The following is a 10522-nucleotide window of genomic DNA, read 5'->3' as shown; positions in this document are numbered from 1 at the left end:
GGTCAGGAACGCCGGCGAGAGTTTGCGGCTGATGCGCGAGGAAATCTTCGGGCCGGTGCTGCCGATCGTTGAATACGGCGCGGTAGATGAGGCAATCGATCACGTGAACCGCGGCGAGCGTCCGCTCGCCCTCTATTGGTTCGGCAAGAACAGCGCCAATCGCCAGAGGATCATGCGAGAAACCGTTGCCGGCGGCGTGACGATCAACGACAGCATGATGCATCTGGTGCAGGAACGGCAGCCATTCGGCGGCGTCGGCGAGAGCGGCATGGGCGCCTATCACGGCGGATGGGGCTTCCGCACCTTCAGCAAGGAAAAGCCGATCTTCGTCCAATCCAGGCTGAGTGCCGGTGCCCTGCTCAGGCCGCCTTATGGCCGGACGTTCGAGCGGCTGTTCCGCTTGCTCAACCTGATCACCTGATCGGATTTATTTTCGGATTGGGCGCGTCCTCTGATTGCCCCATGCCAATGCGACATGTCATTTCGCAAAAAAATTCTTCATCATACTGACGCCTGCTGCCATTGAGTGTCCGATCGGCTGAAAAGCCGGCCCCGATTGAGAAAAGCCAAGCAGTCCAGCATGTAAAACGCGGAAAAAACCAGCGCCCCGAGCTCGGCGGCGCAATAATCCATCAAAGTTTCTGACTGTTTTGCGCAACGGCTTTGCGGTAGAAGCGCGCTTCGCCGATCACGGCAAATTGAAGATGGCTCTGCGCGCCCCCATATCGGCCGCGCGCCCGGGGATCGAAACCGTCGACCTCGCCCAAGCCTGCAACGGAAAAAATGACGATGCCGAAAATCAGGTTTCACAAGCTTGCAGCCATTGCTGTGCTCATCGGATTCGCTGCCTGGATGGCAACGGGCGAGTTCTCGTCCGTGGGCAGCGCCGCCGATCACCAGAAGGAGGGAGAAGCAGGCAAAGCCGCGCAGTCCGGCGCCGAAAAGCCGAAGACGGCGGAGGCCGAGCCGAAGGCAGCATTGCGCACCGTCGCGGTGGTGACGCCGCCGCGCAAAACCTTCGCGCGGGCGATACGGATCTCGGGCCTGACCGAAGCCGACAAGCGCGCTGTACTTGCTGTCCGCGTCGCCGGTGTCATCGACAAGCTCCCGGTCAAGCAGGGCGATCACGTCAAGACCGGCGACCTCGTACTGATGCTTGCCGCCGAGGAGAAGCTCTCGAATGTCGATAATGCCAGGCAGCTGCTGGCGCAGCGCAAGGCCGAGCTCGACGCAGCCGAGCGGCTGGCCAAGACCGGGAACCTGCCCAAGCTGCAGCTCGACACTGCTCGGTCGAACCTGACGGCAGCGCAGTCCATGCTGGAGACGGCGCAGGCCGAACTCGACCGCAACGAAGTGAAGGCGCCCTTCGACGGGGTCATCGACCGCGTGCCGGTCGAGCTCGGCAGCTCGGTGATGCAGGGCGGCGAGGTGGCCACCATCCTCAAGCTCGACCCGGTGATCGCGCGCGGCGAGATCAGCGAGCGCGACCTGCGCTACATCAAGATCGGCGACCAGGCCAACGTGCGCCTTGTCAACGACCAGAAAGTCACCGGCACGGTGCGCTACATCAGCCGTGACGCCTCCTCGCAGACCCGCACCTTCCGTGTCGAGGTGGCCATCCCCAATGCCGACGGCTCCATCCCCGCCGGCATGACGGCCGAGATCACGCTCAGCGCCCAGCCGACCGATGCGGTCATGCTGCCGCGCTCGGTGGTGACGCTGGGCGACAAGGGCGACCTCGGCATCCGCGCCGTCGGCAAGGACGACAAGGTGGCGTTCTTCCCGATCGACCTCGTCGACGACACGCCGAAGGGACTGGTGCTCGGCGGCATACCGCAGGACGCGCGCATCATCGTCGCCGGCCAGGAACTGGTGAAGGAAGGCGATCTGGTGAAGCCGGTCGAGGCCGACCAGGCAACCATCAACAAGCTGATCAGCGAAGCCTCCGCCGGCACGCAATAGCGCGGTCGCCGCGCCGGCTCGGCCGGCGCCGCTGGCCAATGTCGCGGCTTCCAGGGAAACAGCAGGCATAAGTCATGGACATCGTCAGACTAGCCATTCACAACGCCCGCCTCACAATATCGGCGCTGATGTTCCTGCTCGTCGCGGGCTGGGTCGCCTATCAGTCGACGCCGAAGGAAGCGGAGCCGGACGTTCCGATTCCGATGATGTATGTCAGCCTGATCTACCAGGGCATATCGCCGGAGGACTCCGAACGGCTGCTGCTCAGGCCGATGGAAAGCAAGCTCAAGAGCCTGAAGGGGCTCAAGGAGATGCGCTCGGCCGCCTTCCAGGGCGGCGGCTACGTGCTGGTCGAGTTCCAGCCGCAGACCAATCTGGCCACCGCGCTGCAGGACACGCGCAGCAAGGTGCAGGACGCCAAGGCCGACCTGCCGCAGGCGGCGGAGGAGCCGACCGTCACTGAAGTCAACGTCTCGGAGTTCCCGGTTCTCGTCGTCACGCTTTCCGGCGACGTGCCGGAGCGCGTGCTGACGTCGGCGGCGCGCGAATTGCGCGACCGCATCGAGGAGGTGCCAGGCGTGCTCGAAGGCTCGCTGCAGGGCGCGCGCGACGATCTAGTCGAAGTCGTCATCGATCCGGTGAAGCTCTCCTCCTACGGACTCCAGCTCGATCAGGTGATCCAGGGCGTCGGCGCCTCCAACAGCCTGGTCGCGGCCGGCAATCTCGAAGGCTCCGAGGGCAAATACGCGGTCAAGGTGCCGTCGCTGATCGAGACGCCCGAGGACGTCGCCAAACTGCCGGTCGTCGCCACGCCCAATGCCGTGGTGCAGGCCAAGGACGTCGCCACCATCCGCTCCACCTTCAAGGACGCCGAGACGGTGACCCGCCTCGACGGCAAGCCGGCGATCGCCATCGAGGTGAAGAAGCGCATCGGCGCCAACCTGATCGACACGCTGAACCATGTCCGGGAGGTGTCGGACACCTTCATCAAGACGATGCCGGAAGGCATGCACGTCACCTACACGCAGGACAAGTCGGTCTTCGTCAACCAGCTTTTGGGCGACCTGCAGAACCATGTGATGATCGCCGTCATCCTGGTGTTCATCGTGATCCTCTACGCGCTGTCGGGACGCGCCTCGCTGCTCATCGGCCTCGCCATTCCGTCATCCTTCCTGATCGGCATCCTGCTGCTTGCGATGATGGGCTACACGATCAACATGATCGTGCTGTTCAGCCTCATCCTGGCGGTCGGCATGCTGGTCGACGATGCCATCATCGTCACTGAATTCGCCGAGCGGCGCATGAGCGAGGGCATGCCGAAGGCCGATGCCTTCGCGCTAGCCGCCAAGCGCATGGCCGGCCCCGTCATCGCAGCGACGATGACGCGCATCGCCGCCTTCTCGCCGCTGCTCTTCTGGCCCGGCATCATCGGCGACTTCATGAAGTACATGCCGATCACGCTGATCGTGACGCTGTCGGCCTCGATGCTCTATGCGCTGGTCTTCGCGCCGACGCTCGGCGCCATCTTCGCCAAGGCGCCGGCGCATCACGAGGACAGCGATCGCGACGGCTGGTATATGGCTCTGGTCAAGCAGGCGGTGCGTTTCCCGATCACCGTCATCCTGCTCACCGTCGGCCTGCTGGTCGGCGTCGGCTTCGCCTATTCGAAATACGGCGCCGGCGTCGAGTTCTTCCCCAGCGTCGAGCCGGATTACGGCCTGCTCTATGTGCACGCCCGGGGCAACCTTTCGCTGGCCGAAATGGACGCCGCAACCAAGACGGCGGAAAGCCGCCTGCTCGGCTGGCCCGGCGTGAAATCGGTCTACACGCGCGTCGGCAAGACGCAAGGCGGCGGCCAGGACATCCCGGAAGACGTGGTCGGGGTGATCCAGTACGAATTCGTCGATTGGCGCGAGCGCAAGTCCGCCAACCAGATCCTCGACGATTTGCGTGGCGTCATGGCCGGCATTCCCGGCGTCGACGTCGAAGTGCGCGTGCCGGAGGCCGGCCCGCCGACCGGCAAGCCGATCCAGATCAGGCTTTCGGCCGCCGACCCGGCCGGGCTCGACGACAAGGCACGCGCCGTCGCCGCGCGCGTCGCCAAGGTCCCCAACGTGATCGATGTTTCCGACGGCCTGCCGCCGCCCGGCGTCGACTGGGCGCTTGAGGTCGATCGCGCCAAGGCGGCGCAATACGGCATCAGCCCGACCTCGGTGGGCACGGTGGTGCAGCTGGTAACGAACGGCCTCAAGCTGTCGGAATACCGGCCGGCCGGCGCCGACGACGCCGTCGACATTCGCCTGCGTCTGCCGGAAGACCGGCGCACGCTCTCGACGCTCGACGAGCTCAGGGTGCAGACCTCGCAGGGCTCGGTGCCGATCTCGAACTTCGTGGTCAGGAAGCCCGAGCCGACAGTCGGCGTCCTCAACCGCATCGACGGCGCGCGCACCGTGGTGGTGCAAGCCAATGTCAGCGCCGGCGCGCAAGTGGCAGCGGTGCAGGCGGAAGTCACCAAGGCCGTGGCCGACATGGATCTCGGCAGCGGCATACGCTGGAAGCTCGCTGGCTCCAACGAGGACAGCGCGGAAGCCAGCGCCTTCCTTAGCAAAGCCTTCGGCGCGGCGATCTTCCTGATCTTCCTGGTGCTGCTCGCGCAGTTCAACAAGTTCACCAGCGTGTGGCTTGTTCTGTCCTGCGTTGTGATGGCGACGATCGGCGTGTTCCTCGGGCTGCTTCTGACAGGCGAGGCCTTCGGCATCGTGATGTCGGGCATCGGCGTCATTGCGCTTGCCGGCGTGGTGGTGAACAACAACATCGTGCTCATCGACACCTATGACCGGCTGCGCGAGGAAGGCTGGGACAAGATGGATGCCGTGCTGCAGACCTGCCGCGAGCGCGCGCGGCCGGTGGTCCTGACCGCGGTGTCGGCCATCCTCGGCGTGCTGCCGATCGCCTTCGGCCTCGGTCTCGAAATCTTCCATCACGAGACGACGATCAACGCGCCATCGACGCAGTGGTGGATTTCGCTGTCGTCGGCGATCGTCTTCGGCCTGTCCTTCGCCACCTTGCTGACGCTGGTGGTGACGCCCTCGATGCTGATGGTGTTCACCCGAGCCAAGGTGAAGCCCGGCGCCCGGCGTGGCTGGCTCAGCCGCCTGTTCCGCCGCTGCAAGGGCGAGCTCTCGACAGGCGAGCCGGTAGCGGAAGCCAATGCCGAGCCGGCGGTCGCCTTCCCGAAAGCCGCCGAGTAGAGCGACTTCGCAACTCAGGTACATAAAGCCGCTCGGGAACTACCGGGCGGCTTTTTGCATTGTTCCCTCGAAGTTCAACCAGACGGCGAGGGTTTTCAATGACGATCGGTACAATTCTCGTAATAATCCTGATCCTGATCCTGATCGGCGCCGTGCCGGCATGGCCGCACTCGCGGTCCTGGGGCTATGGGCCTTCGGGGATTGTGGGAGTCATTCTGGTAGTGTTGCTGATCCTGCTTTTGATGGGCAGGATCTGAACCGACGACGATTTGCGGTCGGGCCTTGAAGTCCGGCCGTTTTCATCTTGAGGTTGTTCTTTGCTCAGGCGGCCTGACGCATGGGCGCGACGGTTATGCCGATGTCTTGCATGGCTTCCGCCACTGCTCGGTCGAGCGGGGTGTGCGGGATTTCGCCGATGACCTTTTCCAGGCGCGCTGACGCCAGCCGGTGCGGCTCGAAGCGCAGGTAGGACATCGAGACGATCTCGCGCCACATGGTTACGAACGGGCTGCCGGCGCGCAGCACCCACCAGGGCATGAACGTGAGTTTCAGCTTGCGGCCGAGCGCCTTTTCGGCGGCGGCCTTGATGTCGAGATCGGTGACGGCGTGGCCGGGGAAATTGATGGCCTCGTAAAAGCCGAGCTTATCGAGATTGCGCGCCAGTGCGACAAAGGCCACCGCGAAGTCGGGCAGATAGGCCCATTCGTGCACGAGCTTGGCCGGGCCGGCGGCGGTGTAGACCCCCTTTTCCATCTTGGCGGCGACGACGAGATCGAACCAGCCGCCGCTGCCGGTGCCGCCAAAGAAGTCGCCGGCCCTAAGCAGAATGGTGCGCACGCGGCCCGCATCGGCTTCGCGACGGAAAAGCTCCTCCATGGCGACGCGGATGCGGCCCTTGTCGGTGGTAGGATGGAAAGTCGTTTCCTCGGTGATCACCTGCGGCATCGGCGAGCCGTAATTATAGACAGTGCCCGGGAAAAGATGCAGCGCGCCGTTGGCCCGACAGGCTGCCATGACGTTCTCGGTCATCGGCAGGCATTTGTCCCAGTCGGTATAGATCGGGTTCAAGCCATTGAAGATGATGTCGACGCCTTGCGTGGCGCGGATCAGCGACTGGCGGTCCAGAGCATCGCCGGCGACGGCAATAGCGCCCTTGAGCTCGGCCGGCACCTTGCCGGTGCGGGTGATGGCGCGGACGTCGAAACCGGCGTCGATGAAGGCCTTGGCAACCACGCGTCCGAGCCGGCCATTGGCGCCCAGAATTGCGATCTTGGTCATTGTTCGTCTCCGTTGCTTGCGTTTGCCCGCTTAATCTGACGTCTTCAAAGTCGAATGGAAATTGACTAAGATCGGCACTCTGTTATTCAAAAACGAATGAATGAATTCGACTGGAATCTGATCAAGAGCTTCGTCGTGGTGGCCGAGACCGGCAGCCTTTCGGCCGCCGCGCGCAAGCTCGCATCAAGCCAGCCGACGCTCGGCCGCCACATCGCCGAGCTGGAGCAGGCGCTCGGCGTCACGCTGTTCCGGCGCGGGCGGCGCGGCTACGAACTGACGGAGGCAGGCAGCGCACTCTACGAGCGCGGAAAGGCAGTCAGCGAGCAGGCCAATGCATTCTCATTGCTTGCGCTGGGCTCGGTCGAGGCGATCGAGGGTACGGTGCGCATCGCTGCCTCGGAGGTGGTTGCGGCCTGCGTGCTGCCGCAGATCACGGCGCGCCTTGGCGAGGAAGAGCCGGGCATCGAGGTCGAGATCGTCGCTTCCAACCAGGTCGAGAACCTGCTGCGGCGCGACGCCGACATCGCCATCCGCATGGTCAGGCCGGCGCAGAACGAGCTGATGGCGCGCAAGGTCACCGATATCGCGCTCTGCATATGTGCTGCGAAATCCTATCTCGACCGACATGGACGCCCGCAGAAGCCGAGCGATCTCGTCGACCATCCTTTGGTCGGTTTCGACCGCAGCGATGAGATCGTTCGCGGCCTCACCGCGTTTGGCATCCCGGTCAGCCGCAGCAACTTCCGCTTCAGGACCGACAACCAGATCGTGCTGTGGGAGGCGGTGCGGGCCGGCAATGGCATCGGCATCGGCCAGGAGCCGCTCGCTAGCCGCGATCCTCGACTGGAGAAGCTGTTGCCGGAGGTTCCCTTGCCCGAGCTGCCGGTGTGGCTTGCAATGCACCGTGACGTGCGCACCAGCATGCGCATCCGCCGCGTCGCGGATTTCCTGCATGAAGAGCTGAAGCGCTACTCCGCCGGCGCAGGCTCGGCGGCAAATTCGGCGCGGTAAGCGAGGTTCGCCATCAACAGCACGATGACCAGCAGGCCGGAAAGCGCTACGAAGATCGGGCCGAAGCTCGAATGCTCGGCGACGAAGCCGATCGCCGACGGCGCCACCAGGATTCCTGAATAGCCCATCGTGGTGACGACGCTCATGCCGGTGCCGGACGACAAGCCTTCCTGGTTGCCGCCGGCCGAAAACAGGATCGGCACCATATTGGCGATGCCGAAACCGCAGAAGGCGAAAGCGGCAATGGCAAGATAAGGCGAGGGGGAGAGGCCGGCCACCAACATGCCGGCGGCAGCGACAAGCGCCGAGCCGCGCAGCGTCGCCACCGCGCCGAAGCGGTTGCGCACGCCGTCGCCGAGAAAGCGCATGAGCGCCATGACGCCGGAGAAGGCAGCATAGGCGAGGCCGGCAATCGCAAGGTCGGCGCCGAGCTCCTGCTGGAGGTAGAGCGCGGCCCAGTCGAGCACGGCGCCCTCTGAGACCATGGTGAGCAGCGCCATCAACCCGACCAGATAGACAATTGTGTGCCGCGGCAGCGTAAATTTCTGATGCCCGGCGGCCTGCGGCCTGTCGTCGGCGATGAGGTAGCGAACAGCAAAGGCGATGACCAAAAAGGCGAGCGCCGTCACCGCAATCGCATGCGTGAGATAGCCGTAGTTCTGAATGGAATAGCCACCAAGCGCGCCGCCGGCGAAGCCGCCGAGGCTCCAGAAGCCATGCGAGGACGACATGATGGCGCGGGAGAGCCGTCGTTCGACGATCACCGCGTTGGAATTCATGGCGACGTCCATGCCGCCGATCGAGCCGCCGAAGACGAGCATCGCGAGGGCCGCGAGCGGCACGTTGGGCGCAAGTGCCGCGACCAGCAGGCCGAAACTGCCGCAGATGCCGAACCAGCGCAGCACGGGGCGCGAGCCGTGCCTGGAAATGAGATGGCCGCACCAGGTCATCGCCATCACCGCGCCGACACCAAACAACAGGATCAGCAGGCCGAGGGTGAATTTCGAGATGTCCAGCCGGGTCAGAAACACCGGGATCTGCGGCGCCCAGCTGCCGGTGAGAAAGCCATTGGCCAGGAAAATGCCGGCAACGGCCCAGCGGCCGCGCGTCGCGGCTTGCCTTGTGGTTTGCACGCTCATGGTTTGAAGTCCGAATGCTTTGCGCGGCAAATTAGATCGATTCAATTTGTAGTCAAGAAGCGCTATGGCAGAAGCGTTGGACCAAGAGGCGCGGACCTGTGAGGAATGGGCTCTACTTTGGAGATTTGGCCGAAACGCCTCCTTCGCCATCCATGGGCGAAGCAGGAGCGAAGCGACGCGCGCAGACCCTGGGATGACAAAGCAGCAGGGGCGAGCCAAATAGGACCGTTCAATGATCCTTCGGCCGCCTGGCCTCGAACTCAGCCTTCTTGGCCTCGGAGGCTTCGGTCTGGTTGAGCGCCTGCCATTCGGCATAGGGCATGCCATAGATGATCTCGCGCGATTCGTCCTTTGTCAGCGCAATGCCGTCGGCCTCGGCCGCCTCGCGATACCAGTTCGACAGGCAGTTGCGGCAGAAGCCGGCCAGGTTCATCAGGTCGATGTTCTGGACGTCACCGCGTGCGCGCAGATGCTCGACCAGCCGGCGGAAGGCGGCGGCCTCGAAATCGCGTTTCCGTTCTTCGCTGAGTTCGGTCATTTCGTGGTCCCCGGCCTCTCGGCCGTTTTTTAGGCCGGCCCGGTGCGCGAGCCGAACATCTTCACCTCGTGTATATCGGCACGGCGGTCGACGGCGTCAACGATCGGAGCCAATCGCTCCGCCCATTGAACAGCGCCAGCGCGGTCGGCGATCAGGTCCTGACGGATCTCGAGCAGGGCATGGGCATAGCCGTTGACAATGGCATGGCGGAACATGGTGTCGCCGCGCAGCGCGCCGTCATAGGGCTCGTTGTCGCCGACGATCAGCGCCTTGTCTTCGGCCAGCATGTCGATCAGCGGCCGCGCAACGCGGTCGTCGCGGTCCCACAAGATGCCGACATGCCAGGGGCGGATGAAGCCTTGCATGCGAGGGGTGAAGGAATGCACCGAGAAGATGAACGGCGCTTTGCCGGAGGCCTGCGCCACCGAGGAAATCATCGCCCCGACCGCGTCGTGATAGGGGCGGTAGAAGCGGTCGAGCCGTCTCTCCCGCTCCTCGGCGGCCATGGGATAGTTTCCCGGCACGACGGTACCGTCATAGAGCTGGCGGATCAGCGTCGGGTCGTCCTCGCCCCGGTTGGGGTCGATCAGAAGGCGGGAGAAGCCGGCCAGCACGGCCGGCGCATCGAGCGCCGCCGCCAACTCGCGCGTCACCGTCTCGACGCCGATGTCATAGGCGATGTGGCGCTCGAACTCGGCAGCCGGCAGGCCGAGGCTGCCATACTCTTCCGGCAGCCAGAAGCACGATGCCCTTCTTGCGGTCGCCCTCGACGATGTCGAAGGGCGCGAAAGCTGTGGATCGGGTCATCGGCTGAAAACGGTCTGTTCGCTGGCGTCCGGGCGGGGTGGTATCGTCATTCCACGAAGAGGACTGAGGCGCAATGCCGTTGTTTGGCCACGGTTTCTGCAAAGAATCCCGGATGGGACGCCAAATCGTTCACCGGACCCTTCTAAATCGATTGGAATTGAATAAAACGGCGCGTTGACATGCGCCCGGAGTTTGCTGAAAAGGTGCTTCGACGATGCAGATGTGGTTCGCCAAGGGTTTTGGATTGGGTTGCGCCGGCAGGCTGCGCAAGCGCCTGAGCCTGCCGCTCCTGATCTTTGGCGCGGGCCTGTGCGCGCTCGCCGCGACCTCGCCGGCGCGCGCCGACTTCCGCGTCTGCAACGCGACGCAGAACCTGGTCGGCGTCGGCATCGGCTATCGGGCGAAGGCCGGCTGGATCACAGAGGGCTGGTGGCACATCGAGGGGTCGACCTGCAAGACGCTGATCGAGGGGCCGCTGTCATCAAGGTTTTACTATCTTTATGCAGAAGACGCCGAGCGCGGCGGGCGTTGGGACC

10 protein-coding genes and 1 pseudogene are annotated in these 10522 nt (G+C 64.2%); 6 read left to right on the top strand and 5 right to left on the bottom strand.

Going from position 1 to position 10522, the window contains the following annotated elements:
• A partial coding sequence (locus EOA60_RS06465; RefSeq protein WP_128311153.1) for an aldehyde dehydrogenase family protein occupies positions 1-421 on the top strand: 421 nt, incomplete at its 5' end.
• Between the two features lie 211 nt (positions 422-632).
• On the opposite strand, the gene EOA60_RS39630 is transcribed toward EOA60_RS06465, so the two are convergent.
• Positions 633-767, bottom strand: a complete 135-nt coding sequence (locus EOA60_RS39630; protein ID WP_275955525.1) for a hypothetical protein — start codon at positions 765-767, stop codon at positions 633-635.
• Positions 768-789: 22 nt separating this feature from the next.
• Here EOA60_RS39630 and EOA60_RS06460 point away from each other — a divergent pair, with 22 nt between their 5' ends.
• The 3 genes from EOA60_RS06460 to EOA60_RS06450 all read left to right on the top strand — a co-directional run bounded on the left by EOA60_RS06460 (position 790) and on the right by EOA60_RS06450 (position 5470).
• On the top strand, positions 790-1962 hold the full coding sequence (locus EOA60_RS06460; protein WP_095824193.1) for an efflux RND transporter periplasmic adaptor subunit: 1173 nt from the start codon (positions 790-792) through the stop codon (positions 1960-1962).
• 74 nt (positions 1963-2036) lie between these two features.
• Positions 2037-5213: an efflux RND transporter permease subunit gene (locus tag EOA60_RS06455; protein ID WP_127335148.1), complete on the top strand. Its 3177-nt coding sequence runs from the start codon at positions 2037-2039 to the stop codon at positions 5211-5213.
• A gap of 98 nt (positions 5214-5311) precedes the next feature.
• Positions 5312-5470 (top strand): DUF3309 family protein, encoded by a 159-nt coding sequence (locus tag EOA60_RS06450; protein WP_040991775.1) that lies wholly within the window; start codon positions 5312-5314, stop codon positions 5468-5470.
• Between the two features lie 64 nt (positions 5471-5534).
• Here EOA60_RS06450 and EOA60_RS06445 read toward each other — a convergent pair whose 3' ends face one another.
• Positions 5535-6491 carry an SDR family oxidoreductase gene (locus EOA60_RS06445; RefSeq protein ID WP_095824061.1) on the bottom strand — a complete coding sequence of 319 codons (957 nt, stop codon included), beginning with the start codon at positions 6489-6491 and terminating at the stop codon, positions 5535-5537.
• A gap of 96 nt (positions 6492-6587) precedes the next feature.
• Between EOA60_RS06445 and EOA60_RS06440 the strand changes: the two genes are divergently transcribed.
• Positions 6588-7502: a LysR family transcriptional regulator gene (locus EOA60_RS06440; protein ID WP_067319388.1), complete on the top strand. Its 915-nt coding sequence runs from the start codon at positions 6588-6590 to the stop codon at positions 7500-7502.
• Here EOA60_RS06440 and EOA60_RS06435 read toward each other — a convergent pair.
• The 3 genes and pseudogenes from EOA60_RS06435 to EOA60_RS06425 all read right to left on the bottom strand — a co-directional run bounded on the left by EOA60_RS06435 (position 7460) and on the right by EOA60_RS06425 (position 9986).
• A complete protein-coding gene (locus EOA60_RS06435; RefSeq protein WP_127335149.1) occupies positions 7460-8641 on the bottom strand; it encodes an MFS transporter in 1182 nt (393 codons plus the stop codon). The two genes, EOA60_RS06440 and EOA60_RS06435, sit on opposite strands and share 43 nt — an antisense overlap.
• Positions 8642-8870: 229 nt before the next feature.
• Positions 8871-9179, bottom strand: a complete 309-nt coding sequence (locus tag EOA60_RS06430) for a DUF1244 domain-containing protein (protein ID WP_067319384.1) — start codon at positions 9177-9179, stop codon at positions 8871-8873.
• Positions 9180-9208: 29 nt separating this feature from the next.
• Positions 9209-9986: pseudogene (locus EOA60_RS06425) on the bottom strand (N-formylglutamate amidohydrolase).
• A gap of 214 nt (positions 9987-10200) precedes the next feature.
• Between EOA60_RS06425 and EOA60_RS06420 the strand changes: the two are divergent.
• The coding region (locus tag EOA60_RS06420) for a DUF1036 domain-containing protein (RefSeq protein WP_206628102.1) at positions 10201-10522 on the top strand (322 nt) is incomplete at its 3' end.

This window comes from Mesorhizobium sp. M1A.F.Ca.IN.020.06.1.1 (assembly GCF_004023265.1).
Lineage (GTDB): Bacteria > Pseudomonadota > Alphaproteobacteria > Rhizobiales > Rhizobiaceae > Mesorhizobium.
This window is presented reverse-complemented; position numbering and strand designations above follow the sequence as displayed.

Excerpts from the sequence above, each read along its gene's own strand:
- EOA60_RS06460 (WP_095824193.1), top strand. The coding sequence starts at position 790 with ATGCCGAAAATCAGGTTTCACAAGCTTGCAGCCATTGCTGTGCTCATC.
- EOA60_RS06455 (WP_127335148.1), top strand. The coding sequence starts at position 2,037 with ATGGACATCGTCAGACTAGCCATTCACAACGCCCGCCTCACAATATCG.
- EOA60_RS06450 (WP_040991775.1), top strand. The coding sequence starts at position 5,312 with ATGACGATCGGTACAATTCTCGTAATAATCCTGATCCTGATCCTGATC.
- EOA60_RS06445 (WP_095824061.1), bottom strand. The coding sequence starts at position 6,491 with ATGACCAAGATCGCAATTCTGGGCGCCAATGGCCGGCTCGGACGCGTG.
- EOA60_RS06440 (WP_067319388.1), top strand. The coding sequence starts at position 6,588 with ATGAATGAATTCGACTGGAATCTGATCAAGAGCTTCGTCGTGGTGGCC.
- EOA60_RS06435 (WP_127335149.1), bottom strand. The coding sequence starts at position 8,641 with ATGAGCGTGCAAACCACAAGGCAAGCCGCGACGCGCGGCCGCTGGGCC.
- EOA60_RS06430 (WP_067319384.1), bottom strand. The coding sequence starts at position 9,179 with ATGACCGAACTCAGCGAAGAACGGAAACGCGATTTCGAGGCCGCCGCC.